Source organism: Paraliobacillus sp. JSM ZJ581 (genome assembly GCF_044383835.1).
Classification (GTDB): Bacteria; Bacillota; Bacilli; order Bacillales; family Amphibacillaceae; genus Paraliobacillus.
On sequence record NZ_JBISEP010000005.1, the window covers coordinates 105,453 to 130,705 of the forward strand.

The following is a 25,253-nucleotide window of genomic DNA, read 5'->3' on the forward strand; positions in this document are numbered from 1 at the left end:
TGTCCCATTATTCATATATATCTGGGCGACGATCATCAAAAATCGGAATAGTTTGGCGTATCAAACCTACCTCTGTTAAATTAATTGAACCAAATACCATTTCTTCTTCTCCGCCAGCTTCTTTAATGATTTCTCCCCATGGATTAATAATCATTGAATGTCCACCAAATGTATGTTTAGGATCTTGTCCAACTCGATTACAAGCAATCACGTAACACTGATTTTCTATTGCACGAGCAGTTAATAATGCCTTCCAATGATTCATTCTGACCATTGGCCATTGAGCAACAACAAAGAGCATGTTTGCTCCACTAATCATATGTGTTCGAATCCATTCTGGGAAACGGATGTCGTAGCATATTACACCAGCGCTAGGTTGATTTTCTATTGTGAATAATCCAGTATCATTTCCTGCAAGTAAAAATCTCTCTTCATTCATTAATCGGAAAAGGTGGGCTTTGTCATATTCTGAAATGAGCACCCCTTTGCGATTAATAACTAACATCGTATTAGTTACCCCTTTAGCCGTTCGTTTGGCTACAGATCCACCTACTATATTTACATGATAGGTCGTAGCTAATTGTGTCAAAAATGCAATGGAATCTTTAGCGTTTGTATCAGCAAATTCATCAAGTCGATTTAAATCGTATCCGGTAGTCCATAATTCAGGAAGAACAACGATATCGACAGCAGAATCGATCGTTTTGAAATGTTGTTCAATTTTCGTTTTATTTTCTTCAGGATTCCCAAATACAATATTGATTTGAAATAATGCGATTCGTAGATTCATTAGAAAATCAGCTCCTCATATCTATGTAAGGGTGTATTATCCCATGGTGAGTAAGCGTTGTCAATCGGAAGCGTGTGCTGTTGTCTTTCACACTGATTACGTAACGTACGAGTGGATAGGTAAACTATTACAATTATATTACAATTTTACTTTTTTAAAACTTGTCACAGTATTTTCACAGATGAAATGGTAGAATAAAAAGGAAGAATAATAAATGGATGGATAATACAAGAAAGGGGATTAAAATGAAACAAATTCGAATGATCTTGTTTGTTGCAGCGATTTTTGTTATTGGCATAGGTGTTTATATATACATGGATATAGAGGATAAAGAGGAAGCAATAGAACAAGTGGATGTCAAACAATTAGTTGCAGATTATAGTAGTAATCAAACGATTGAGGAAGCGGCTTCAATAACTTCTGATCAATTAATTGTTACAAATAATGATAACAACGAAACAACATATCAACTACCAAGTGATGAATTTTTTGTTTCTATTGCACCTTATGTTCATAAAACACATCCTTGTGCGGTTCATAGTTTAACAGGTTGTCAGGGTGAATTAGCAAATGAATCATTTGATATTTTTATAGAAGATGAGGAAGGGAATACGATGGTAGATGCGACGATGCAAGCACAAGCAAATGGTTTTGTTGACTTATGGTTGCCACGCGACAAAAAATATGACGTAACGATAAGTTATGATGGCAAAAACACGACTGCAAGTATCTCTACATTTGAAGGAGATAATACGTGTATCACAACGATGCAATTAGCTTAATGTAAGGCAATGTGTTAGAACAGTTCAGTAGATAAATACTGGGCTGTTTTTTATTTGTTTTATATTGACAAATATATTAGAACTGTTTATATTGTATATATAATATATATACAATATAAACAGTGAGGTGATATGTATGAATATCCTTCTGTCTAACACGAGTAAAGAACCGCTATTTCAACAAATAAAAGAACAAATCAAACAACAAATTTATCAAGAAGCATTAAAAGAAGGAGAAGCACTTCCTTCAATAAGGTTACTTGCTAAACAATTGCAAGTAAGTGTCATTACAACAAAGCGTGCTTATGAGGATTTAGAAAAAGAAGGATTTCTTATTTCTTCTATAGGGAAAGGAACGTTTGTTGCAGGCCAACAACCACATGTTTTAAAAGAACGACAAATACGAGAACTGGAAAATGAGTTGGAACAGATCATTGAAAGAGCCAAGCAAATCGGCTTAACAAAGCAAGCGATTATTGAACGAATAGATCTATTTTTTGATTAAGAGAATGGAGGCTTTCAAATGGATGTTATTGAAGTGAGGAATGTTTCTGATAAGTTGGATCAATTTTGGATAAAGGATTTGAATTTTTCCATACCAAAAGGCTACGTGACTGGATTTATTGGTCAAAATGGTAGCGGAAAGACAACAACGATTCAAATGATAATGGATGTGATTCGACCAAAACAAGGAGAAATTAAAATTTTTGGATCATCAAATACAAATCCAGAAACGAAGCAGAGAATTGGTTTCGTTTATGATGAATTGTATATGTATGAAAATTTCACCATTAGCCATATGCATAAATTCATTGCACCACTGTATGAGTCATGGAATGATGCACTGTTCGAACGTTATCGTAGGGCATTTGAATTACCAATGAAGCAAAAACTAAAAACATTTTCAAAAGGGATGAAGATGAAAACATCACTGCTTTTTGCATTAGCGCACGATCCAGAGCTACTTATTATGGATGAACCAACAGCAGGATTAGATCCCGTTTTCAGGCGAGAGCTGATGGATTTATTACAAGAACTTATGCTTGATTCGGAACGAACGATTTTCTTCTCAACGCACATTACAAACGACTTGGACCGGTTAGCTGATCATATTGTGTTTATCGATCATGGACGGATTAAACTACAAAAAAGTATGACGGAGATAGAAGAGGAGTTTCACTTAATAAAAGGGACGCAGGAACAACTTGCTGTGATTGGACGTGAAGCGTTTTTGGGATTACGTGAAACAGGGCAAGGATTTATAGGGTTGTTTCAAGGGATCAGTACAACGCTTACTGCGGACAATCAAGAGATGGTAGTTGAAAAACCATCTTTAGAAGATATGATGTATCTGATGAAAGGTAAAAAGGGGTCGTGGTAGCTGTGAAATATTTTCAGTTAGTCATCGGTTTGTACTGGAAAACACTCATGCCTTTATTTTTGCTGAATATATTGCTATTTTTCGTTTTGCATTATTTAAATACTTCACCATATGTTTTGTCGTTGCTTGTAAACTTACTTATGTTTTATTCGGTTGCAGAAAAGCAAGAAAAATTTAAAGCTCAACGATTTGTATTAAGCTTACCAATTTCAAGATCGGTTTATGTACTTCTTTATTATGTATTTATCGTACTCTATATTACTTTGCTAGGTTTAACAATGTGGGGTGGATATGAATTACTGCATATTTTTTCTCCTGATAGATTTACTATACAAGAGATTGGATCACATGTGTTTGTTTACGCGTTATTTATTGTCATGCTAGCAAGTATATTTATCCCATTGTTGTTTCGTTTTAAACCAGAAACAATTGAAGCTAGAATCGTTGTTTCACTTACCCTTTTTATTTGTATAATTCTATCCGCTTCAAATCGAAATTTTCTAGTAGATTATTTTGTGCAAGATCAAGGTAAACTTATTGGATTAAGTACGGTTTGCGTTGCTTCGTTTGTTGTGTCTTATATATGTTCAAAACAAATAGTGGAGAAAAAAGTAGTGCTTTAATGATAGGAGGTAATTTGCTTGCAAACAATACTGATGTTATGGAAAAAAGATTTCTTCATTATGTATAAGCTATTTTTAGCGATGTTCGCTGCTATATTTCTCTTTGGTGCCATAGGGCAAACGGTTTTATTTATTGTTTGTTTCATTATATTATTTTGCTTTTCTATCTTTAGAGAAGATAAAAATAATCGTATAAATATTTTTATAAAGAGTTTACCTATAAGTGCAAAAAAGATGGTTTATAGTAGATATGCTTTTTTACTTGTTTCTGTTGTGCTATTTATGACACTGTTAAGGTTAATGAACATGTGGGCAACTGTCCCTAGAGGAAAAGGTGCTTTTGTATTTGTCTTTCCATTTCGAATGGAAGATTTTATTTATGCATTTGTTATTGTAATGCTTGTTTTAAGTATTAGCTTACCAATATTCTATTTCTTTCAAAAAAAACTATTATTGGAAGTATTATTGTTTATCTGGTTCGTGTTGTGGATTTTTGCTATTAACCAGTCTGGTCAATTCGCTGAAAAACAAACGCAATATGATTTTCTCGAAAGAATAACTTATGGAATCTCTGATTGGCTGGAAATGATTATGCCGTTTTCACCAAGCGTGAGTATAATTGTCGCATTATTATTATATGGATTTTCTATGTTGCTGACTGAGCAGATTCTCAAGCGTCACTCATAATAGTGAAGATTTTTCTTTAAAAATCTTTCTCAAAACAAGCTGCAATGTGGTATCTTAAATATAAGCAATTTCTGAAGTGAGTTAAGAAAGAAGGAGCATAAAAATGGCAAAGATTAAAGTTGGAATTGTTTTCGGTGGTAAATCTGCTGAGCATGAGGTTTCACTCCAATCAGCAAAAAATATTGTCGATGCAATCGATAAATCGAAATATGAAGTTGTTTTATTAGGGATAGATAAACAAGGGAAATGGCACATCAATGATCCATCCTCTTATTTATTAAATGAAGAAAATCCAAAGTTAATTCAATTAAATAAAAGCAATCAGCAAGTAGCGGTTGTTCCTGGTGAGGCAGAGGCGCAATTAGTAAATGTGTCAAATACAAATCCGCTTGATCAAGTAGATGTTATTTTTCCAATTGTCCATGGAACGCTTGGTGAAGATGGTAGTATCCAAGGAATGATGCGTATAGCTAACCTTCCATTTGTCGGAACAGATGTGTTAGGCTCTGCTGTGAGTATGGATAAAGATGTTGCGAAACGATTGCTACAAGGTGCAGGAATCTCAGTTGCTAAAGGAATGACTTTTAGAAAAAGTAAGCAAGATAAGATCAATTTTGAAGAAGTAAAAGCAGCGTTAGGTTTACCAATGTTTATTAAACCTGCAAATCAAGGCTCATCTGTAGGAGTTAGCAAAGTACGTGATGAGGAAGAATTTTACGAAGGAATGAAAGATGCATTTCAATACGACCATAAAGTTTTAGTAGAAGAAGCAATTATTGGTCGAGAAATTGAATGTGCCGTACTTGGGAATGAAGGTCCGATTGCCTCTTTACCAGGAGAAATTTTACCACAGACTGATTTCTATTCCTATGAATCAAAATATATTGATGAAACAGGCGCAGAACTTGCAGCACCAGCTGATTTGTCTGAAGCGTTAACCAAAAAAGTACAAGAAGCAGCGGTAGATGTATTCCAAACGTTAGATTGTGAAGGAATGGCTCGTGTGGACTTTTTCTTACAGGAGAATGGAGAGCTAGTCGTAAATGAAGTCAATACACTTCCGGGATTTACGAAAATCAGCATGTACCCAAGACTGTGGGATATAAGCGGAATACCGTATCCAGAGCTAATTGATCGTTTAATTACGTTGGCGATCGAACGTCACGAACGAAATAATCAGCTGAAGAATACAGTTCTAGACGACTAATATTAATAGTAAGAGATCAAATCAAGAAGCGATTTGGTCTCTTTTCATATCTGTTTTGGGAGATGAGCACAGAAATATATCGGCGGAACACAATTGAATTATAAACAAGGGGGACATAAAATGAACATTAGAGTTGCGGCAGCAGAAGATTACGCAGCAATAGCAAAGGTGCACGTAGACAGCTGGCAACAGACGTATCAGGATATTGTACCGAAATCTTATTTAGATCAATTATCGTATGATGAAAAGGAAGCGCTTTGGAAAAAGATACTTGCTAGCAGGACTAAGGTTTACGTTGTAGAGAACGAACGCGGTCAAATTGTTGGTTTTGCTAATGGCGGAAAAGAGCGGACAGGAGATTATTCATCCTATCAAGGGGAAGTTTACGCGATCTATTTACTTCAATCGTATCAAAAGAGCGGAATCGGAAAAAAGTTAATTCAACATGTAACAGCAAACCTAAAGGAACAAAAATTAAATGGTGTGCTCATTTGGGTATTAGCAGATAATCCTTCGGTAGGTTTTTACCAAGCAATTGACGGGAAAAAGGTAGATGAAGAGGAAATAAATATCGGTGGAAAACCATTAACAGAAGTAGCTTATGGTTGGAGTGATGATTCTTAAAAAAAGTCAGTAGAGAGGTGTTTACATGAGCGGAAAATGGCTTGATTGGGCAAAAAGGATGCAAGCAATTGCTCAAGCTGGATTAACTTTTTCAAAAGATGTTTTCGATAAAGAACGGTATCAAGAATTAAGTGATTTAAGTGTGGAAATTATGCATGAATATACTGAGGTGAAAACAGATAAGATAACTGAATTATTTACAAATGAGACAGGCTACCCTACGCCAAAAGTAGATGTTCGAGCTGCTGTATTTAAACATGATCAATTATTATTAGTGAAGGAAAAATCTGATAATACATGGGCTTTACCTGGTGGATTCTGTGAAATAGGCTCATCCGCTTCTGACAACTTAAGAAAAGAAGTTAAGGAAGAAGCTGGTCTAACTATTGAGCCTAGTAGACTACTAGCTGTTTTAGATAAAAATAAACATGACCATCCACCTGATCCCTATCATTTTTATAAACTATTTATCTATTGCGACATAGTAGGTGGTGACACACAAACTGGTGTAGAAACAAATGGTGTGCAATTTTTCTCTGAAAATAACTTACCAAACCTATCACTAAAACGGAACACCGAAGCACAAATAAAGATGATGTTTGATTTTATGAAAGACCCAACCAAACAGCCGATGTTTGATTAAATTGTGCTTTTAATAGAAGTTCCGTTTGATCCGAAATAAATTCTAATAAAAAAACCCACTCTATCTAAAGCATTGGAGTGGGACGAATATAATTTATTTAATTCATTTTTGTTGTTTCTTTTGTCGCTTCCATACAAAATAACCAATTCCACCAGCAATAGCGATAATAATAAGAATAGGTAAGTTACCGACTAAAAATACAATCATACCTGATCCAACTGATAACAAGAAATTAACACTTCGCTTCATTTGTTCTTTTACTTTTTCCCCTGTGTTTAAATCCCCATCTTGAACAATATCAACACGGCTTTCTTGAATATGCAAAGACACCGTAGCAAAATCTGATTTATTGTTTAAATAGTTCATTTTTCCAGTGATTTGCTCGATCTCTTCTTGAACGTTGGCAAGGTCATTAGAAATTTTTAATAAATCTTCTGTCTTTTCTGCTTGCTCGATAAAGGCAAGTAGTCTTTTTTCAACGACTTGTTTGGATTTTAATCTTGATTCTAGATCAACATATTGTTCGGTCACATCTTCTCCAGAGATATTTTTTTGAGTAACCTTCATGTCGCTTTTCTCTACCATATTAATAAAGTCTTCAAATTGCTCTTGTGGGATTCGTGCAGTAATCGTTCCTTCGTGTATATTCTTCTCTATTTGATAGGAGTCTGAGGATACAATGTAACCGCCCGCTCCATTAATTTCTTTCTCTAAACGCTCAACCGTACCTTGAAAATCCTTTACTTCTAAACTAACATTTGCATGATAAATAATTTTTCGATCCGTCTCCGCACCTTTGGGAAGTTCTTCTCCGTCCTTTTGTTCAACTTGCTCACTTGTTTCATTTGTTATTTCTTTTTCTGAATTAGTTGCTAGCTCTTCACCCATAGACTTATCCTCAATTGCTACTTCGTTTGAATAATCTGCTTCATCTATAGTGCCCTCATTGCTACTACAGGCAAATAATATAAAGACAAACAACAATACAACCAATAATTTTAACTTTTTGTACATGTTATTACCCTCCTTTTTAAAAAGTTTCTTGTTATTATAGTCGCTAATAGCTAAATAAATTTTCAACATTGCATAAATATTAAACAATGCATATGTACTTCTTATTTATACGTACGATTATATATATTTAATATAACATTTTAATTATATCAATAATAAAAAAATTATAAAAATTCTAATAAATAACTTGAATTAATATACTTATTAGTGCATAATAATTCATACAAACAAATGGAAACGTTAATTAATAAATATATAAAATGTTAGGAGAGGTTATATATGACGAAGGAAAAAGTAGTATTAGCATACTCTGGTGGGTTAGATACATCCGTTGCAATTAAATGGCTTCAAGATCAGTACAATTATGATGTGATTGCAGTGGGGCTGGATGTAGGAGAAGGAAAAGATTTAGAATTTGTAAAAAAGAAAGCATTAGATGTTGGTGCGATTAAATCTTATTCCGTTGATGCGAAGGCATTGTTTTCAGAAGAATATGTACTACCGGCCTTACAAGCGAATTTATTGTATGAACAAAAGTATCCGCTTATTTCTGCCTTATCTCGTCCGTTAATTGCTAAAGTTTTAGTTGATATTGCGGAAAAAGAAGGAGCAGTTGCAGTAGCGCATGGTTGTACAGGGAAGGGAAATGACCAGGTTCGGTTTGACGTAGCGTTTACTGCACTGAATCCATCATTAAAAATTGTTGCGCCAGTTCGTGAATGGAAGATGACAAGAGATGAAGAGATTGCTTATGCAGAAGAAAATGGTATTCCTGTTCCAGTTGGATTGGAAAGCCCTTATAGTGTTGATGAAAATCTATGGGGACGTAGTAATGAGTGTGGTATTTTAGAAGATCCTTGGGCAGAAGCGCCAAAAGATGCATTTGATTTAACTACAGATCCAATTGATGCGCCGGATACGCCAGAAACAATTCAAATCGCTTTTGAACAAGGGAAGCCAGTATCTATTGATGACAAGGCGTACCCGTTTGAAGAGTTGATTTTAAAGCTAAACAAAATTGCAGGAAAACATGGTGTTGGACGTATTGATCACGTTGAAAATAGATTAGTAGGTATTAAATCACGTGAAATTTATGAAGCACCAGCTGCTTTAACATTGATTGCAGCACATCAAGAGCTTGAAGCTTTGACATTACCTCGGGAAGTAGCGCAATTTAAGCCGACCATCGAACAAAAATTAGCACAAACGATTTATGACGGTTTATGGTATTCCCCATTAACTAGTGCATTACAAGCTTTTATTAAAGAAACACAAACGTATGTATCAGGAACAGTAAAAGTAAAATTATATAAAGGCCATGCACAAGTGGTTGGGCGTAAGTCAAAACATTCTTTATATGATATGGATCTTGCCACTTATACGAAAGGTGATGCATTTGATCATGACGCAGCATTAGGCTTTATTAAACTGTGGGGATTGCCAACTCAAGTGCACGAAACAGTTACAGGTGCACAACAACAAAAGAAAACATCGATTACAAAAACAACGATAGATGTAAAGGAAGCGATTAAGCAATGAAACTATGGGGTGGACGATTTACCAAACCAACGAATCAATTAGTTGATGAATATACAGCATCCATTCGATTTGATCAAAAGTTAGCCGCTTTTGATATACAAGGTAGTCTCGCCCACGTATCTATGCTTGCCAAATGCGAGATTATTTCACAAGCAGATGCTGATACGATTGCTAAAGGATTAAAGGTAGTCGCAGAAAAAATTGCAAAAGAAGAAGTAGAATTAACCGAAGCGAATGAAGATATTCATATGAATATTGAGAAACTGCTAATTGATGAAGTTGGAGCTGTTGGCGGAAAATTGCATACGGGTCGAAGTCGAAATGATCAGGTGACTCTAGATATGAGATTGTATTTGCGTAATGCATTAATAATGAACGCCGAGTTATTAGGCGATTTGCAGCAAGCATTATATACACAAGCAGAGCAGAATCTAGATACCGTATTGCCAGGCTATACGCATTTGCAACGTGCACAGCCTGTGTTATTTGCACATCATATGATGGCTTATGTATTTATGTTCCAACGCGACATTGAACGTATTATTGACAGCTGGAAACGTGTCAATCGTTCTCCGTTAGGTGCAGGTGCATTAGCCGGTACTTCTTTTGCAATTGATCGTCATGATGTAGCCAAAATCTTAGCTTTTGATGGTGTCACTGAAAATAGCTTGGACTCAGTAAGCGACCGTGATTTTGTTGTTGAATTTTTAGCTGATGCTTCATTGATTGCTACTCACTTGTCACGTTTATCTGAAGAACTAGTGCAATGGTCTAGTGTTGAGTTTGATTTCATCGAATTAGACGATGCTTTTTGTACAGGAAGTAGCATGATGCCTCAAAAGAAAAATCCAGATGTGCCAGAATTAGTTCGTGGAAAGACGGGGCGTGTCGTTGGTCACTTGATGGGCATGTTAACGACATTAAAAGGATTGCCTCTTGCTTATAACAAAGATATGCAAGAGGATAAGGAAGGAATGTTTGATACGGTTGAGACATTGAAGGGTGCACTAGCATTGTTTGCACCGATGATTGAAACAATGCATGTAAAAAAAGAAAAGATGTACGAAGCTGTTGCAAAGGATTATTCCAATGCAACTGACTTAGCGGATTATTTGGTAGGAAAAAATATACCTTTTCGAGAAGCACATGCGATTGTTGGGCAAACCGTGCTTTATAGTATCGAGCAACAAAAATATTTGCTTGATCTAACACTAGATGAATTTCAACAATTTTCGGAAGCGATTGAAACAGATATTTATAATGTGTTAGCACCAAAATCAGTAGTAAATGCGCGAAATGTAGCAGGAGGAACTGCGAGAAATCGAGTGGAAGAACAGCTCAAACAAGCAGAGGAACTGTTTGAGAAAAATAATACTTGGTTAAAAGAGAAGTCAACCATCCTGCGAAAATTAACTCTCGATAAATAACAGACGCTTCCATTCAAATGACTTAGATTAGAAATTAAAAACTAGCATCACGCTAGTTTTATTTTGAGATAGGTGTATATTTATTAATTAAAAAGTATAATCATGAACAACTGACTGGAGGGAGAAAGATGACAAAACAAACAGGTTACCTTGTTTTAAACACAGGGGATGTATTGGAAGGAGAATTTCTAGGTGACCCAATCGAACAAGAAGGTGAAATGGTTTTTAATACCGCGATGACCGGCTATCAAGAAATTTTAACAGATCCTTCTTATGCAGGACAAATTGTTACACTTACTTATCCATTGATCGGAAATTATGGTTGTAATGATACGACAAAAGAAAGCTATTATCCGGCGTTGGCTGGTTTGATTATCGGAATAGCTTGTGATCAACCAGATCATTATCAATCCGCTTATTCTATAAAGGACATGATAACGAAATATGACATTCCTTCGTTACAAGGGGTAGATACACGTGCATTAACACGCATCATTCGTCAGCATGGAGAAGTATATGGAAAAATCACGACTGATAAAGTAGATAAACCAACGATTTGTAAAGTCAATCCTAACCTCGTAAAGCAGGTCTCTGTTACGTCCATGCAACAATATAAAGCTTTAGACTCTCCTTCTTTTCATCAAAAAGCCCATGTTGTTGTGATTGATTTTGGATATAAACATTCCATTACCCACTCATTAGTCGAGTTAGGTTGTGAGGTGACAGTTGTTCCTTACGACACTTCTTTTGCTTCTATTAAACGAATAGATCCCGATGGAGTTATTCTTTCCAATGGACCAGGTGACCCATTCAATTTACAAGGCCAATTATCAACACTAAAGCAAGTCGCACAAACCTATTCTACATTAGGGATTTGTTTAGGGCACCAGCTCATTGCACTAGCTTTTGGAGGCACAACGAAACGTCTACCATACGGGCATCGAGGGAGTAATCATCCAGTAAAAGATTTAGTAACAGGAAAGGTTTATATTACGTCCCAAAACCACGGCTATGTTGTTGATGATGTATCAATTAACAATATGGACTGGACTATTTCACATCGAAATGTAAATGATCAATCGGTTGAAGGGTTAAAACACAAGCATTTGGATATTACAACAGTCCAATTCCATCCTGAGGCAAATCCAGGTCCAAAAGATACACAAGAGATTTTTGAGCATTTTGTTGAACGGTTAAGTAAAAAGGAAGTGAAGCAGCATGCCTAAGCTTGATCAGATTAAGAAGGTATTAGTCATCGGTTCAGGTCCGATCGTTATTGGGCAAGCAGCTGAGTTTGATTATGCGGGTACACAGGCTTGCCTCGCTCTCAAAGAGGAGGGGGTGGAGGTCGTACTTGTCAATAATAACCCGGCAACGATAATGACAGATGAAAATATTGCAGATCACGTGTATTTAGAGCCTTTAACCTTGGATTCGTTACACCAAATTATTGCAAAAGAAAAACCAGATGGTCTACTGCCTACATTAGGCGGACAAACGGGCCTAAATTTAGCAATGGAATTAACAGAAGCAGGTGTATTGGAAAAATACAGTGTTACATTATTAGGTACACCATTAAAGACAATTCAAAAAGGGGAAGATCGTGAAATTTTTAAGTCAATGATGAAACAGATTGATGAACCGATAGCAGAGAGTGTGTCCACAAGCTCGATTGAGCATGCACTAATGTTTGCTGAGCAAGTCGGTTATCCAATCATTGTTCGCCCTGCTTACACATTAGGTGGTGCTGGTGGAGGTATTGCAGATAACACCTCTGATTTAAAGCGGATTGTTAAACAAGGGATTCATGCTAGTCCAATTAATCAAGTATTGATCGAGCAAAGTGTAAAGGGATGGAAAGAGATAGAGTATGAAGTAATGCGTGACGCAAACGATACATGTGTAATTGTTTGTAATATGGAAAATGTTGATCCAGTTGGTGTGCATACTGGTGATAGCATTGTTGTTGCACCATCCCAAACGCTAACAGATGATCAATATCAAATGCTACGCTCATCATCTATAAAAGTAATTCGAGAGCTTGGTGTAATTGGTGGATGTAACATTCAATTTGCTCTAAATCCGTTAAGTAATGCGTATATTATTATCGAAGTAAATCCTCGAGTAAGTAGGTCAAGTGCGCTTGCATCTAAAGCAACGGGATATCCAATTGCTAGAATAGCTGCTAAAGTAGCGTTAGGTTATCACTTGGATGAAGTGCTTAATCCAATTACAGGAGATACGTATGCTAGCTTTGAACCAGCAATTGATTATATTGCAGTGAAAATACCACGTTGGCCATTTGATAAATTTTTTCAAGCAAAGCGTTTGCTTGGAACACAGATGAAGGCAACTGGAGAAGTAATGGCGTTAGCGAGGAATTTTCCAACAGCACTCAATAAAGCAATTCGGTCACTTGAAATCGGTTTGTATCAGTTAAGACTTCCAGCTTTAGAAGCTTGGAGTAATGATTCTATTAAGCAAGCATTAGTTAACCCAACAGATGAACGGTTATTTGTTGTTGCTGAAGCATTTCGTCGTGGTTATACAATCGACCAATTGCATGAGATAACTGAAATAACGAAATTTTTCTTACATGAAATTGCTGCTATGATAAAAATAGAGAAAGATTTAAAACAAAAGAAATGGGAAGAAATCTATCAAGGTGATTTGAAGACGGCCAAGCATTATGGTATTTCAAACAAAACATTAGCATCTATTTGGGGTGTCTCTGATCTAGAGGTTCAAGTTCGTTTAGAACAGGAGTCTGTTGTACCGGCATATAAAATGGTGGATACATGCGCAGCTGAATTTGGAGCTGATACACCATATTTTTATAGCTCATGGAATGAACAAGATGAAGTAATACCCTTAACAGGAAAGCGCCGCATCGTTGTAATTGGCTCAGGTCCTATTCGGATTGGGCAAGGGGTAGAATTTGATTACTGTTCTGTACATGCAGCGATGTCTCTAAAGGAACAAGGGATTGGTGCGGTTGTTGTTAATAGCAACCCTGAAACAGTGAGTACAGATTTTAATACAGCAGATCATCTCTATTTTGAACCATTAGCTGCAGAAGATGTCATACAAATTGTAAAAAAAGAACAAGCGGATGGTGTACTTGTTCAGTTTGGTGGTCAAACAGCTATTAAGCTAGCAGAGGATTTGGTAGAACAAGGGATAGAGATAACTGGTATGGATTTAAGTGTGATCGAGGCAACGGAGGATAGAGATCAATTCTATCAATTATTAAAAAAAATAAATATTCCTCATATTCCGGGAGATACGGTTATGTCGATGGCAGATGCACAGGATGTTGCCGAAACCATCGGCTATCCTATTTTACTTCGTCCGTCTTATGTGATTGGCGGTCAAGGAATGGTTATTCTTCAAAACGAAACCGAACTAATCACTTATTTAAAACAATTGGAACAAAGCACAGCTTATACTCAAATGTTTCCTTTGTTAATCGATCGCTTTATTCAAGGAAGTGAAGTTGAGGTGGATGCGGTATGTGATGAAGAAGACATTGTTATACCTGGTGTTTTTGAACACGTTGAAAGAGCAGGAGTTCACTCGGGAGATAGCATTGCTATTTTTCCTTCACCAAGTCTTTCTGAAGTAGAAAAACAAACCATCGAAGCTTATACGAGAAAAATTTCGGCTGCTTTAAAGATGAAAGGGATTATCAACATCCAATTTGTCATTAGTGAAGATCGACAAACGATTTTTTGTTTAGAAGTGAATCCAAGAGCCTCTCGAACTGTTCCAATTGCCAGTAAGGTGACAGGTGTGCCGATGATTGATTTGGCAACTAGAGTTCAAATGGGGGAAAAATTAAACCAGCAACAATGGAATCTTGGATTGCATCAGGATATCCCGTTTTATGCAGTAAAGATGCCAGTGTTTTCAACGAATAAATTACCAGGAGTAGACCCAATTCTAGCACCAGAAATGAAATCAACAGGAGAAGCGATTGGGATTGGGTCAACCGTAGATTCTGCGATGGCAAAAGCATTTGGATGGAAGAAAGAATTTTTTCACCCGATCAGATCAGATAAGGCTATTTATTTATCACTAAAAGAAGTAGATGAGAAAGTGGTAACTGCTTTGCGGACAATTACAGGAAAGATTGTTGCTGATGATGATACAGCTAACCTTTTACGAAAAAAAAGAGTGAAAGTGGATCAAATAGAGTCTATCCAATCGGCTATTGTCATGAATAATGAAGAAAATTTTTGTCTCGTATGCAGTACGAGGATTGATGAAGCAAGTAAACAGTTGCGAGAAAGCACATTGCAAGCAGGAGCTATTTGTTTATCAGCTAACGAGACATTACAAGCATATATACAAGCAATGACACAAATACTAGAAGCACCGAAATCGATAAGTGATTTTCAAACAGAGAAAAAAAGTGTGAATATAAAAGAGGGGGCGTTACGTTGATGAAGCAAAGTGTAGCGTTACAGCTAAAGGGAAGAGATTTTTTAACCCTTGCTGATTATCAACCAGAGGAAATTGAATATCTATTAGACTTAGCAAAAGAAATAAAGCTAAATCAAAAGCAAGGGAAAGTCTATCAACCATTAAAGGGTAAAGTACTAGGTTTAATTTTTGAAAAGTCGTCTACCAGAACACGGGTATCATTTGAAGCTGGTGTTTACCAACTTGGCGGGACAGGATTATTTTTAAGTTCGAATGATATCCAGCTTGGTAGAGGAGAAACGATTGCAGATACCGCCAAAGTATTGTCAAGTTATTTAGATGGGATCATGATTCGCACCTTTGCACAAGCAGATGTAGAAGAATTAGCAAATAATGCTAGTGTACCAGTGATTAATGGGTTAACAGATACGTATCATCCTTGTCAGGTGCTAGCTGATTTGCAAACGATACAAGAAGTTAAAGGTACGTTATCCGGATTGAAAATTGCATATATCGGTGATGGAAACAATATGGCACATTCACTCATGCTAGGTGCAGCTAAAATGGGAGTGCACTTTAGTACGGCTGCACCAGAAGGTTACCTTCCAGATGAGACAATTGTTCAAAAGGCGAAAGAGGTTGCTGTTGGTTCAAGCATTACAATTACAACTGATCCAATTGAGGCAGTACAAGATGCGGATGTGATCTATACGGATGTATGGGCGAGTATGGGACAAGAGAGTGAACAACAAGCACGAGAAAAATTATTTTCAGCTTATCAAGTCAACCAAGAACTCCTGATACATGCAAAACCGGATTATACATTTATGCATTGCTTACCAGCGCATCGAGGTGAAGAGGTCACCGCTGCCGTTATAGACGGAGGGCATTCCGTTGTTTTTCAAGAAGCAGAAAACCGTATACATGCTCAAAAAGCATTGATGATAGCACTAATGGGGCAAGAGGTCTGATCTCTTGCCCCTAAAAATTAGGTCTTTACATTACTAGATAATCCTTTATAATAAAAAGTGAGTGATCACTCACTTTTTATTATAAAGGGGATGAGCAAATGTGTTCAGTTATTCATTTAGAACAATTAAATCAAGCTTATGGAAAAGAAGTGGTGCTAAAGGACATACAACTACAGATTAATAAAGGTGAAATTTATGGATTACTGGGACCTTCTGGATCTGGAAAAACCACTTTAGTAAAGGCGATTATTGGTGGATTAACACCAATAAGCGGTTTAATCCAAGTAGATGCTGTGCAGATGCCTAATTTAAAGAAATTAAATGACATTGGTTATATGGCACAAGCTGATGCACTTTATGATGAACTAACTGCTAATGAAAATTTAGCATTCTTTGCCAAACTGTATCGAATGCAAGGTTCCTATCGAAAAAGACGGATAACGGAAGTGTTGCAACAAGTTGGGTTATTATCAGATAAACATAAGCGAGTCGAGCATTTCTCAGGTGGAATGAAAAGACGTTTGTCACTTGCAATTGCTTTACTACACGAACCGAAAATATTAATTTTAGATGAACCAACCGTTGGGATAGATCCTGTCCTTCGAAATCAAATTTGGAATAGCTTTGAGCAATTGAAAAAGGCAGGTGTTGCTGTAGTAATTACGACACACGTAATGGATGAAGCGGAAAGATGTGATCGTTTAGGGCTTTTGCGAAATGGGAGTATTTTAGCTAGCGGTACGCCAAATGCATTAAAGGAACAAGCCGGTGTAGCAACGATTGAGGAAGCATTTTTACACTTGGGAAGTGTTCAATCATGAAAATAGCCGCGATTATTACACGAATCATTCAACAATTTATTCGAGATAAACGAACATTAGCTTTATTGTTTTTAGCACCACTACTCATTTTAATCTTAACTTGGATGGTACTTGATCAGGAAGTAGAGAATCATGCAATTGCAGTTGTAGATGTTCCCGATCTACTAGTAGAACAAATCGAAGGAAATCACATGGAAATACTGGAAACGACTACACCACATCAAGATTTAGAAGATGGGAATATCCAAGCTATATTGACGTTAGAAGATCAGCGATTACTACTCACCGTGGATAATAGTCAACCTAATACAGAGAAAGCGTTGTTAATGCAATTGCAACGCGCGCTTTCAGCAACGAACGACTCAAATGTTCAATTAGAAGTAAATAATTATTATCAAGCAGAAGTAGAAACAACGTTTGACTATGTAGGCCCAGTATTAATCGGTTACTTTGCATTCTTTTTTGTTTTTTTAGTTGGAGGTATTTCTTTTTTACGAGAAAAATCCCAAGGTACAATGGAACGGTTATTTGCAACACCTATAAGAAGCTGGGAAATCATCATCGGTTATTTAGCAGGTTTTGGCGTATTTGCAATGATTCAATCCATTGTAGTAATTATCTTTAGTGTGTATATATTAGCTATCCCAATGCAAGGCTCTATACTGCTTGTTATGATTATTACGTTGCTGCTTGCATTAACAGCACTAACTTTAGGAATGCTTCTATCGACTTTTGCCAAAAATGAATTTCAAATGATGCAATTCATTCCGATTGTTATTGTTCCGCAAGCATTTTTTTCAGGGTTGTTTTCATTAGATAATGCACCTGCATGGGTAGAAGGAATTGGTCGAGTCATGCCAATTAAATATGGTGCCTCTGCACTAACAGATGTTATGATTAAAGAAAATGGCTTTGGTGAGGTTAGCTTAGATCTATTCATTTTGCTTGGATTTTCCAGCTTATTTTTTATCCTCAACCTAGTTACACTGATAGTATATCGTAAATAAGGGTGAAAACAATAATGGACAAAGGTTATATTCAACAATTATTAGAAGTGGACGGAGAACCAGTTAAATTAACAGAAAAGAAGGCGGCTATTTTAACTAAGGCAATTGAAAACTTTGCTGAAAATGGATATGCAGCAACATCTACTAGCGAAATTGCTAAACAGGCAGGTGTTGCGGAAGGTACTATCTTTCGTCATTATCCTTCGAAAAAAGATTTATTAATGGCAATTGTTAAACCAGGTATTTTGAAGTTGGCAGTTCCTTATTTTGCTGATCAAATGATAAAAGAAGTGTTTGATCCAGACAAGATTGATTTAGAGGAGCTATTACGTACATTTATATACAATCGAGTAAGATTTGTAAAGAAAAATGTTTCAATGATTCGAATCATTCTTCAAGAAATAGCTTTTCATCCAGAAATACAACAAACGTTTAAACAAACATTTCTACTAAAAGTTTATCCAAATGTGAAAGAAAGGGTGGAAAGCTTACAGCAAAAAGGAAAGTTGAAGGATTTTCCAGTAGATACAAGTCTTCGGTTTATACTATCGACTATATTGGGATTTATATTACATCGTTATATTTTCATGACGGAGTCTATAATAAATGAGGAACAAGAGATTGAACATGTGATACAATTTATTTTAGATGGTTTACAATATGATCATAGGAGTGAATAAAATGGCAAAGCGTGCTTTGATTCATGTGGATTATACGAATGATTTTGTTGCAGAAGACGGAAAGTTAACTTGTGGAGAACCAGGTCAAGTAATTGAAGATCAGGTGATCGCTATTACAAAACAATTTGTGGCATCTGGGGATTTTATCGTATTTGCTATTGATAAACATGAGAAAACGGATAACTATCATCCTGAGGCAAAATTGTTTCCACCTCATAATATAGAAGGGACTAAAGGAAGACAGCTTTATGGGCAATTGCATACGTTATACAAACAAATAGAGGAAAAATCACATGTTTATTATATGAATAAGACACGTTACAGCGCATTTGCTGGAACTGATCTAGAAATAAAACTTAGAGAACGGAGAATTGAAGAACTGCATATCATTGGTGTGTGTACAGATATTTGTGTTTTACATACAGCGGTGGATGCCTACAATAAAGGATTTAACATTGTGATTCATAAAGATGCAGTTGCTAGCTTTAATCAACCAGGACATGAATGGGCACTTGCGCATTTCACTAGTACACTTGGAGCAAAAGTGATCTGACATATACATACAAAAATTTCCGAAAATCTATGTTGGCTAATAGGCTAGTCTCCTGCTATAATTTAGGTTGTGTAGTTTATGACATGTGTCATTATGACAGTTTAAAGGATGATAATTATGGAGCAAATGTCTATTGTTTTACAAGAATTAAACCAACTCACGGCTAAAGAAAATATTTTAATAAATGAACCGTTAAGAAATTATTTGTATACAAAACTAGGTGGGAAAGCAGATTTCTTTGTTACACCAGCTAGTATAGAAGAAGTGCAAGCGATTATTCGTTATGCGAATAAGACGAAAATTCCGTTTACCTTATTGGGGAATGGATCAAATTTGATTGTACGTGATGGTGGGATTCGTGGTATTGTGATGAGTCCGAAACGCTTTATTAGCATCCGTCGTGATGGAGATTTACTCATTGCTGAGAGTGGTGCACGTATTATTGACGTATCTTATCGTGCATTAGATGAAAAATTAACAGGTCTTGAATTTGCCTGCGGTATTCCAGGGACAGTCGGAGGCGCTTTGTATATGAATGCAGGTGCTTATGGAGGAGAAGTTAAAGATTGCTTAGAGAAAGCGGTTGTTGTTGATCGGAGTGGTACGTTATTAACACTTGATGCATCCGAATTAGATTTAAGTTATCGGTCTAGTAATATTCCTGAAAAAGGATATATTGTACTAGAAGCGCATTTCCGGTTACAGCCCGGAGAAGAGAAGGAAATTAAAGCAGTGATGGATGACCTAACGTATAAAAGAGAGTCCAAGCAGCCGTTAGAGTACCCGTCATGTGGCAGTGTATTTAAACGACCACCAGGCTATTTCGCTGGAAAGCTTATTCAGGATAGTGATTTACAAGGAAAAGGTGTTGGTGGTGCAGAGGTTTCAACTAAACATGCTGGTTTTATTGTCAATAAAAATAATGCGACGGCATCCGACTATATTGCTGTAATAGAGATGGTGCAGCGAACCGTCAAAGAAAAATTTGGTGTTGAACTGGAACGAGAAGTTCGTATTATAGGAGAAGATTAAATCGCTCACTTTACAGCATACCTATTTTATGAGGTATGCTGCATTTATTTTTGAAAAAAATAGCTATGCCGACTATAGTAAGATTCACATGATGAAAGTCAATAATTTATGTTCACACACGAATGATATAAACACGCTTTAGTGAAGGTAACTAAATGGTTAAAACTGTACTAGAATAAAAAAAACTAGAATGGACAAGTAGTTTGTTTACATAGATATGGATATAATGAATGAAAGTTAAGAAAGGATTTAACAAATGATTAGTCTTGATCCCACCGTCATCTACTCGATATTGACATTGTTATGGTTATGGTATAGAGGAAACCGATATTTATCTCATAAAGGAAAATTTCGGTTTTTTAGAGAAGTAATTATAAATCTGTTTTTTGTCTATTTACTATCAGTGATTTATTTAACTATGGAGCCATTTTATTTCACTAATGAACTAGCAAAAGAAGGCGCAATTAGTTTTGATATCAATCTTTTTTATAATTTACTTCATATGGCAGATGGGTATCTAATGTATCAATTGTTATATTCTCTAGGGAATGTATTATTATTCGTCCCGCTCGGTATTTTTGTTCCATATTTATTTAAACATACAAGACATTTATTTATTGTTTTGTTAATGGGCTTTTCTTCCTCATTAACGATAGAGTTAACCCAAACATTTTTCACACCAACGCGATTGGCGACTGTAGATGATTTGTTTTTTAATACACTAGGTGCAGTACTTGGATTTGTCTTATTTACAACAGTTAGGTTTAGCTATTATAAGGCGATTCAATGTACAAGAAAAAACAGAAGTGCATAGATATGCAAAAGAAAAACACTTGAGTATCTGAATTAACTATGTTAAACTGTGAACAATCGAATAGGTAATTCCTTTGGGGTAGGGTGTAATTCCCGACCGACGGTGATAGATGGTGTAACTATCTTAAGTCCGTGACCCGGAGCACATATGTGTGAAGGTGGATTTGGTGAAAATCCAAAGCCGACAGTGAAAGTCTGGATGGGAAAAGGAATGACGAACAAACATAGCTAATAAGATATGTTTATTTATTGACGCTAATAAAGCCCCAGAATCAACTGATCTGGGGTTTTTCTATGCTTCCACAACAAAGGAGTGGATGCATATGAACAAGGAAAATTACATGGACATTGCGTTATCGCTAGCAGAGAGTACAATGGGACAAACAAGTCCTAATCCATCAGTTGGTGCAGTAGTTGTTAAAGATGGACGTATTGTAGGTATGGGGAGCCATTTGCAAGCTGGTCATGCCCATGCAGAAGTGATTGCAATCGATCAAGCGGGGGGAAAAGCAGAAGGTGCAGAGGTATATGTAACCTTAGAGCCTTGTGCACATGATGGAAAAACACCTCCGTGTGCAGACTTATTAATCGATCGTCATGTGAAAAAAGTATATATTGCTTGTGTTGACCCGAATCCCAAAGTAGCAGGTAAAGGGATTGCAAAATTAAAGCAGGCAGGAATTGCAGTAGAAGTTGGAATGAAGGAAGCAAGAGCGTTAGAGATAAATAAACATTTTTTTCATTACGTGACATATAAACGACCATATGTAACTTTAAAAGCAGCTATGACGTTAGACGGTAAAACCGCAACCAAAACAGGCGATAGTAAGTGGATTACCTCTAAAGAAGCAAGGCTTGATGTTCATAGTGAGCGTTCTATCCATGATGCTATTATGGTCGGTGTCAACACGATTCAACAAGATAACCCGCAGTTAACCACTAGACTACCCCAAGGTGGAATAAATCCCATTCGTATTGTTTTAGATACCCATTTATCGATAAATCACGCAAGTAATCTTCTACGTGATCACCAAGCACCTACATGGATTGTGTGTGGAAGTAAAGCAAAAACTAACGCATTTCAAAATACATTTCCTCACGTGAAACTATTACAGCAAGCGACACCCATCATTCAATTGACAGCGATTTTAGATCAGCTTGGTGAAATGGGGGTTCAATCTTTATATGTGGAAGGAGGGAGTACGTTACACGGTTCATTTCTATCTGGAAAATTATTTCAATCCTGTCATTGGTATATTGCTCCAAAACTATTAGGTGGATCAGACGCATATACGACAGTTACTGGAGAATCACCAGACAAGATGGTGGACGCACAAGAGTTGATTATTGATTCAATAAAACAGATTGGGTTAGATATAAAAGTAATTGCTCATCCAAAACAGGAGGCGGAGTAAGTGTTTACCGGAATTGTTGAGGAAAAAGGAACGATTTTATCTGTAAAACAACAAGCAAATAGTTTAAGTCTAGTCATTCAAGCGAAGACGATTCTTTCGGATGTGAAAGTTGGCGATAGTATAGCTGTAAATGGTGTATGCTTGACTGTTACTTCATTTCTTTCCGATCAATTTACTGTTGATGTGATGCCGGAAACGTTTCGATTTTCATCTTTATCACAAGTTCACGTAGGTACGGATGTCAACTTAGAAAGAGCCATGCACGCAAATGGTCGATTTGGTGGACATTTTGTATCAGGTCATGTTGATAAGGTAGGGAAGGTTTCAAAAATATGGACGGAAGCAAATGCACGATATTTCTCAATTAAAGTAGATAAAAAGGATATGAAGTATTTGATGTCAAAAGGCTCTGTTACCGTAGATGGCACATCTTTAACTATTTTTGACGTGGAAAAAGACTATTTTGTTATCTCCTTAATCCCTGAAACACAAAAGAAGACGATTTTAGGTGAGAAACGACAAGGCGATCTAGTTAACTTAGAGTACGACATGTTAGCGAAGTATATGGAAAATTTGATAAGAAATAACGCAGGAAACAAACAGACTAGTCAAATTACTAAACATGTTTTAAGAGATCATGGGTTCATTGATTAGGAGGAAACAGTTATGTTAAACACGATACCAGAGGCCTTAACAGCATTAAAAAAAGGGAAAGTAATTATTGTTGTTGATGATGAGAATAGAGAAAATGAAGGAGATTTTGTTGCTTTGGCAGAACATGCAACTCCTGAAGTGATTAACTATATGGCAAAAGAAGGACGTGGGTTAATTTGCACGCCAATAATGAAGGAATCGGCTAGTAAGCTAGGGTTAGAGGATATGGTTACTCGGAATACCGATTTACACGGTACGGCATTTACGGTTAGTGTCGACTATAAAGATGCACATACTGGGATTAGTGCATATGAACGATCATCAACGATTCAAAAATTAATTGACCCACAATCTATAGCAACAGATTTTAAACGGCCAGGGCATGTATTTCCACTGATTGCAAAAGATGCAGGTGTATTAGAACGGGCGGGGCATACAGAAGCTGCAGTTGATCTAGCGCGCTTAGCAGACTCTTATCCAGCAGGAGTTATTTGTGAAATTATGCAAGAAGATGGGACAATGGCACGTTTACCTACACTTAAAAAAATAGCTAAACAAGAAAGTATGCCAATTATCTCTATTCAGGATCTGATTGCTTATCGGAAAAAATTTGATACATTAATTCAAAAAGAAGTTGAAATAAAATTACCAACTAGTTACGGTGATTTTAAATTAATTGCTTACACTGAAAAATGGACAAAAAAAGAGCATTTGGCGTTAGTAAAAGGAGATGTAGCACCAGATGATACGCCTTTGGTACGCATTCATTCCGAATGCTTAACTGGAGATGTATTTGGATCACAGCGTTGTGATTGCGGTCCTCAATTAGAAAAAGCATTGACTGAAATAGATGCAACAGGTAAAGGTGTATTAATTTATATGCGACAAGAAGGAAGAGGCATTGGTTTGTTAAATAAACTTAGAGCCTATCAATTGCAAGAAGAGGGATATGATACTGTTGAAGCCAATCATCAGTTAGGATTTCCTGATGATTTACGTGATTATTCGATTAGTGCACAAATGTTAAGAGACATCGGAGTAAAGCAGTTAATATTACTAACAAATAATCCGAGAAAAATTGCTAGTATGACCGAGTATGGAATCGATGTTGTGAAACGAAAAGAAATTCAGATTCCACCAAATAAAGATAATGAAAAATATTTAAGTACAAAGAAATCAAAATTAGGACATTTATTAAAAGGGTAAGGAGAGAAGTTGAACATGGCAAAAATAATTGAAGGTAATTTAGTAGGAACAGGTTTAAAAATTGGGATTGTTGTAGCACGATTTAATGCATTTATTACAAGCAAGCTATTAGGTGGAGCAGAAGATACACTACGTCGTCATGGCGTTATGGAAGAAAATATAACAATTGCATGGGTTCCAGGAGCTTTTGAAATACCATTAGTCGCAAAACGAATGACTTCCTCAGGAAAATATGATGCAGTTGTTACTTTAGGCACGGTCATTAGAGGTGCTACACCTCACTTTGATTATGTCTGTGCAGAAGTTTCAAAAGGTGTGTCAAAAGTAGCGTTGGATGCTGATTTACCAGTGATATTTGGTGTGCTCACAACAGAAACGATTGAACAAGCAATTGAACGAGCTGGTACGAAGGCAGGAAATAAAGGTGCAGAAGCAGCTGTATCTGCAATTGAGATGGCCAACTTGCTTAATAATATAAATTAATCATTGTGCAAAAATAAACGTAATGTTGATACAGCCCCCTACAATTAGAGTGAAAAATCTAACTGTAGGGGGCTGTGCCGTTGCGTTCATTTTCTCTTAAATACCCGCTTAATAAATGGAATTTCAGTTTGTGTTGTTCTCATTGGACAAAAAATCTATTACACGGAGAAAAGTTTTTTATTTTTCAGGCGTATCGCATCTATTAACTGCTAAATTATTTATACGAATGAAAAGCAGATGAGCATCCATAATAAGTGTGTTAAGGATGCTCATCTGCTTTTCATTCGTTGCTTTATATCTTGTCTTAATCTCCTTTGCCTTCGTGTTAAAGGTGTGAAATGGTAGCTGAATCATAGCATGGATGTAGTGAAGATTAACATAGTAGCTAAAGAACATTAAATTACTTTAATAAAAAGGTGAAAGTTTCATGTGATTAATAAAAAAACGTTGAAAAATTTCAATATATGGTACAATGT

The 25,253-nt window shown here is 36.3% G+C and carries 25 protein-coding genes and 1 riboswitch; of the genes, 23 read left to right on the forward strand and 2 right to left on the reverse strand.

Going from position 1 to position 25,253, the window contains the following annotated elements; translation table 11 throughout:
• Positions 1 to 7: 7 nt before the first annotated feature.
• Positions 8 to 790: a carbon-nitrogen family hydrolase gene (locus ACH6CY_RS05030; protein WP_374066174.1), complete on the reverse strand. Its 783-nt coding sequence runs from the start codon at positions 788 to 790 to the stop codon at positions 8 to 10.
• Between the two features lie 245 nt (positions 791 to 1,035).
• Between ACH6CY_RS05030 and ACH6CY_RS05035 the strand changes: the two genes are divergently transcribed.
• The 8 genes from ACH6CY_RS05035 (at position 1,036) to ACH6CY_RS05070 (ending at position 6,737) form a co-directional block, all read left to right on the forward strand.
• Entirely contained in the window at positions 1,036 to 1,572 is a 537-nt protein-coding gene (locus tag ACH6CY_RS05035) for a CueP family metal-binding protein (protein WP_374066175.1), read from the forward strand.
• A gap of 136 nt (positions 1,573 to 1,708) precedes the next feature.
• Positions 1,709 to 2,077 carry a GntR family transcriptional regulator gene (locus tag ACH6CY_RS05040; RefSeq protein ID WP_374066176.1) on the forward strand — a complete coding sequence of 123 codons (369 nt, stop codon included), beginning with the start codon at positions 1,709 to 1,711 and terminating at the stop codon, positions 2,075 to 2,077.
• A gap of 18 nt (positions 2,078 to 2,095) precedes the next feature.
• Complete coding sequence (locus ACH6CY_RS05045; protein ID WP_374066177.1) at positions 2,096 to 2,953, forward strand: ABC transporter ATP-binding protein; 858 nt, start codon at positions 2,096 to 2,098, stop codon at positions 2,951 to 2,953.
• Positions 2,954 to 2,955: 2 nt separating this feature from the next.
• Positions 2,956 to 3,576 (forward strand): ABC-2 transporter permease, encoded by a 621-nt coding sequence (locus ACH6CY_RS05050; protein ID WP_374066178.1) that lies wholly within the window; start codon positions 2,956 to 2,958, stop codon positions 3,574 to 3,576.
• Between the two features lie 18 nt (positions 3,577 to 3,594).
• Entirely contained in the window at positions 3,595 to 4,263 is a 669-nt protein-coding gene (locus tag ACH6CY_RS05055; protein ID WP_374066179.1) for an ABC-2 transporter permease, read from the forward strand.
• Positions 4,264 to 4,366: 103 nt separating this feature from the next.
• Entirely contained in the window at positions 4,367 to 5,470 is a 1,104-nt protein-coding gene (gene ddlA / locus ACH6CY_RS05060) for a D-alanine--D-alanine ligase (RefSeq protein ID WP_374066181.1), read from the forward strand.
• Between the two features lie 120 nt (positions 5,471 to 5,590).
• The gene (locus tag ACH6CY_RS05065; RefSeq protein ID WP_374066182.1) at positions 5,591 to 6,094 is read left to right on the forward strand and encodes a GNAT family N-acetyltransferase; all 504 of its coding nucleotides are present in this window, start codon (positions 5,591 to 5,593) and stop codon (positions 6,092 to 6,094) included.
• Positions 6,095 to 6,119: 25 nt separating this feature from the next.
• On the forward strand, positions 6,120 to 6,737 hold the full coding sequence (locus ACH6CY_RS05070) for an NUDIX hydrolase (RefSeq protein ID WP_374066183.1): 618 nt from the start codon (positions 6,120 to 6,122) through the stop codon (positions 6,735 to 6,737).
• 102 nt (positions 6,738 to 6,839) lie between these two features.
• On the opposite strand, the gene ACH6CY_RS05075 is transcribed toward ACH6CY_RS05070, so the two are convergent.
• A complete protein-coding gene (locus ACH6CY_RS05075; protein WP_374066185.1) occupies positions 6,840 to 7,751 on the reverse strand; it encodes a DUF4349 domain-containing protein in 912 nt (303 codons plus the stop codon).
• Positions 7,752 to 8,030: 279 nt separating this feature from the next.
• Between ACH6CY_RS05075 and ACH6CY_RS05080 the strand changes: the two genes are divergently transcribed.
• The 15 genes from ACH6CY_RS05080 to ribH all read left to right on the forward strand — a co-directional run bounded on the left by ACH6CY_RS05080 (position 8,031) and on the right by ribH (position 24,777).
• On the forward strand, positions 8,031 to 9,290 hold the full coding sequence (locus ACH6CY_RS05080) for an argininosuccinate synthase (RefSeq protein ID WP_374066186.1): 1,260 nt from the start codon (positions 8,031 to 8,033) through the stop codon (positions 9,288 to 9,290).
• Complete coding sequence (gene argH, locus ACH6CY_RS05085) at positions 9,287 to 10,717, forward strand: argininosuccinate lyase (RefSeq protein ID WP_374066187.1); 1,431 nt, start codon at positions 9,287 to 9,289, stop codon at positions 10,715 to 10,717. Before ACH6CY_RS05080 ends, argH begins: the two co-directional genes overlap by 4 nt.
• Positions 10,718 to 10,845: 128 nt before the next feature.
• Complete coding sequence (locus ACH6CY_RS05090; RefSeq protein ID WP_374066188.1) at positions 10,846 to 11,943, forward strand: carbamoyl phosphate synthase small subunit; 1,098 nt, start codon at positions 10,846 to 10,848, stop codon at positions 11,941 to 11,943.
• Entirely contained in the window at positions 11,936 to 15,163 is a 3,228-nt protein-coding gene (gene carB, locus ACH6CY_RS05095; RefSeq protein WP_374066189.1) for a carbamoyl-phosphate synthase (glutamine-hydrolyzing) large subunit, read from the forward strand. Before ACH6CY_RS05090 ends, carB begins: the two co-directional genes overlap by 8 nt.
• On the forward strand, positions 15,163 to 16,113 hold the full coding sequence (gene argF / locus ACH6CY_RS05100) for an ornithine carbamoyltransferase (protein ID WP_374066190.1): 951 nt from the start codon (positions 15,163 to 15,165) through the stop codon (positions 16,111 to 16,113). The genes carB and argF overlap by 1 nt, the downstream gene beginning before the upstream one ends.
• Positions 16,114 to 16,211: 98 nt before the next feature.
• A complete protein-coding gene (locus tag ACH6CY_RS05105; RefSeq protein ID WP_374066191.1) occupies positions 16,212 to 16,934 on the forward strand; it encodes an ABC transporter ATP-binding protein in 723 nt (240 codons plus the stop codon).
• Positions 16,931 to 17,941: an ABC transporter permease gene (locus ACH6CY_RS05110; protein WP_374066192.1), complete on the forward strand. Its 1,011-nt coding sequence runs from the start codon at positions 16,931 to 16,933 to the stop codon at positions 17,939 to 17,941. Before ACH6CY_RS05105 ends, ACH6CY_RS05110 begins: the two co-directional genes overlap by 4 nt.
• 14 nt (positions 17,942 to 17,955) lie before the next feature.
• Positions 17,956 to 18,621, forward strand: a complete 666-nt coding sequence (locus ACH6CY_RS05115) for a TetR/AcrR family transcriptional regulator (RefSeq protein WP_374066193.1) — start codon at positions 17,956 to 17,958, stop codon at positions 18,619 to 18,621.
• A 1-nt stretch (position 18,622) separates the two neighbouring features.
• Positions 18,623 to 19,174 carry a cysteine hydrolase family protein gene (locus ACH6CY_RS05120; protein ID WP_374066194.1) on the forward strand — a complete coding sequence of 184 codons (552 nt, stop codon included), beginning with the start codon at positions 18,623 to 18,625 and terminating at the stop codon, positions 19,172 to 19,174.
• 126 nt (positions 19,175 to 19,300) lie between these two features.
• On the forward strand, positions 19,301 to 20,206 hold the full coding sequence (murB, locus tag ACH6CY_RS05125; RefSeq protein ID WP_374066219.1) for a UDP-N-acetylmuramate dehydrogenase: 906 nt from the start codon (positions 19,301 to 19,303) through the stop codon (positions 20,204 to 20,206).
• 292 nt (positions 20,207 to 20,498) lie between these two features.
• The gene (locus ACH6CY_RS05130) at positions 20,499 to 21,020 is read left to right on the forward strand and encodes a VanZ family protein (RefSeq protein WP_374066195.1); all 522 of its coding nucleotides are present in this window, start codon (positions 20,499 to 20,501) and stop codon (positions 21,018 to 21,020) included.
• 65 nt (positions 21,021 to 21,085) lie between these two features.
• Positions 21,086 to 21,234, forward strand: a riboswitch (FMN riboswitch).
• Between the two features lie 108 nt (positions 21,235 to 21,342).
• Complete coding sequence (gene ribD, locus ACH6CY_RS05135; RefSeq protein WP_374066196.1) at positions 21,343 to 22,434, forward strand: bifunctional diaminohydroxyphosphoribosylaminopyrimidine deaminase/5-amino-6-(5-phosphoribosylamino)uracil reductase RibD; 1,092 nt, start codon at positions 21,343 to 21,345, stop codon at positions 22,432 to 22,434.
• Entirely contained in the window at positions 22,435 to 23,088 is a 654-nt protein-coding gene (gene ribE / locus ACH6CY_RS05140) for a riboflavin synthase (protein WP_374066197.1), read from the forward strand.
• A gap of 12 nt (positions 23,089 to 23,100) precedes the next feature.
• Positions 23,101 to 24,294 (forward strand): bifunctional 3,4-dihydroxy-2-butanone-4-phosphate synthase/GTP cyclohydrolase II, encoded by a 1,194-nt coding sequence (locus ACH6CY_RS05145; RefSeq protein ID WP_374066198.1) that lies wholly within the window; start codon positions 23,101 to 23,103, stop codon positions 24,292 to 24,294.
• 15 nt (positions 24,295 to 24,309) lie between these two features.
• Positions 24,310 to 24,777, forward strand: coding sequence for a 6,7-dimethyl-8-ribityllumazine synthase (ribH, locus tag ACH6CY_RS05150; RefSeq protein ID WP_374066199.1), 468 nt, complete (start codon positions 24,310 to 24,312; stop codon positions 24,775 to 24,777).
• Positions 24,778 to 25,253 lie beyond the last annotated feature (476 nt).

Excerpts from the sequence above, each read along its gene's own strand:
- ACH6CY_RS05030 (WP_374066174.1), bottom strand. The coding sequence starts at position 790 with ATGAATCTACGAATCGCATTATTTCAAATCAATATTGTATTTGGGAAT.
- ACH6CY_RS05035 (WP_374066175.1), top strand. The coding sequence starts at position 1,036 with ATGAAACAAATTCGAATGATCTTGTTTGTTGCAGCGATTTTTGTTATT.
- ACH6CY_RS05040 (WP_374066176.1), top strand. The coding sequence starts at position 1,709 with ATGAATATCCTTCTGTCTAACACGAGTAAAGAACCGCTATTTCAACAA.
- ACH6CY_RS05045 (WP_374066177.1), top strand. The coding sequence starts at position 2,096 with ATGGATGTTATTGAAGTGAGGAATGTTTCTGATAAGTTGGATCAATTT.
- ddlA (WP_374066181.1), top strand. The coding sequence starts at position 4,367 with ATGGCAAAGATTAAAGTTGGAATTGTTTTCGGTGGTAAATCTGCTGAG.
- ACH6CY_RS05065 (WP_374066182.1), top strand. The coding sequence starts at position 5,591 with ATGAACATTAGAGTTGCGGCAGCAGAAGATTACGCAGCAATAGCAAAG.
- ACH6CY_RS05070 (WP_374066183.1), top strand. The coding sequence starts at position 6,120 with ATGAGCGGAAAATGGCTTGATTGGGCAAAAAGGATGCAAGCAATTGCT.
- ACH6CY_RS05075 (WP_374066185.1), bottom strand. The coding sequence starts at position 7,751 with ATGTACAAAAAGTTAAAATTATTGGTTGTATTGTTGTTTGTCTTTATA.
- ACH6CY_RS05080 (WP_374066186.1), top strand. The coding sequence starts at position 8,031 with ATGACGAAGGAAAAAGTAGTATTAGCATACTCTGGTGGGTTAGATACA.
- argH (WP_374066187.1), top strand. The coding sequence starts at position 9,287 with ATGAAACTATGGGGTGGACGATTTACCAAACCAACGAATCAATTAGTT.
- ACH6CY_RS05090 (WP_374066188.1), top strand. The coding sequence starts at position 10,846 with ATGACAAAACAAACAGGTTACCTTGTTTTAAACACAGGGGATGTATTG.
- carB (WP_374066189.1), top strand. The coding sequence starts at position 11,936 with ATGCCTAAGCTTGATCAGATTAAGAAGGTATTAGTCATCGGTTCAGGT.
- argF (WP_374066190.1), top strand. The coding sequence starts at position 15,163 with ATGAAGCAAAGTGTAGCGTTACAGCTAAAGGGAAGAGATTTTTTAACC.
- ACH6CY_RS05105 (WP_374066191.1), top strand. The coding sequence starts at position 16,212 with ATGTGTTCAGTTATTCATTTAGAACAATTAAATCAAGCTTATGGAAAA.
- ACH6CY_RS05110 (WP_374066192.1), top strand. The coding sequence starts at position 16,931 with ATGAAAATAGCCGCGATTATTACACGAATCATTCAACAATTTATTCGA.
- ACH6CY_RS05115 (WP_374066193.1), top strand. The coding sequence starts at position 17,956 with ATGGACAAAGGTTATATTCAACAATTATTAGAAGTGGACGGAGAACCA.
- ACH6CY_RS05120 (WP_374066194.1), top strand. The coding sequence starts at position 18,623 with ATGGCAAAGCGTGCTTTGATTCATGTGGATTATACGAATGATTTTGTT.
- murB (WP_374066219.1), top strand. The coding sequence starts at position 19,301 with ATGTCTATTGTTTTACAAGAATTAAACCAACTCACGGCTAAAGAAAAT.
- ribD (WP_374066196.1), top strand. The coding sequence starts at position 21,343 with ATGAACAAGGAAAATTACATGGACATTGCGTTATCGCTAGCAGAGAGT.
- ACH6CY_RS05145 (WP_374066198.1), top strand. The coding sequence starts at position 23,101 with ATGTTAAACACGATACCAGAGGCCTTAACAGCATTAAAAAAAGGGAAA.
- ribH (WP_374066199.1), top strand. The coding sequence starts at position 24,310 with ATGGCAAAAATAATTGAAGGTAATTTAGTAGGAACAGGTTTAAAAATT.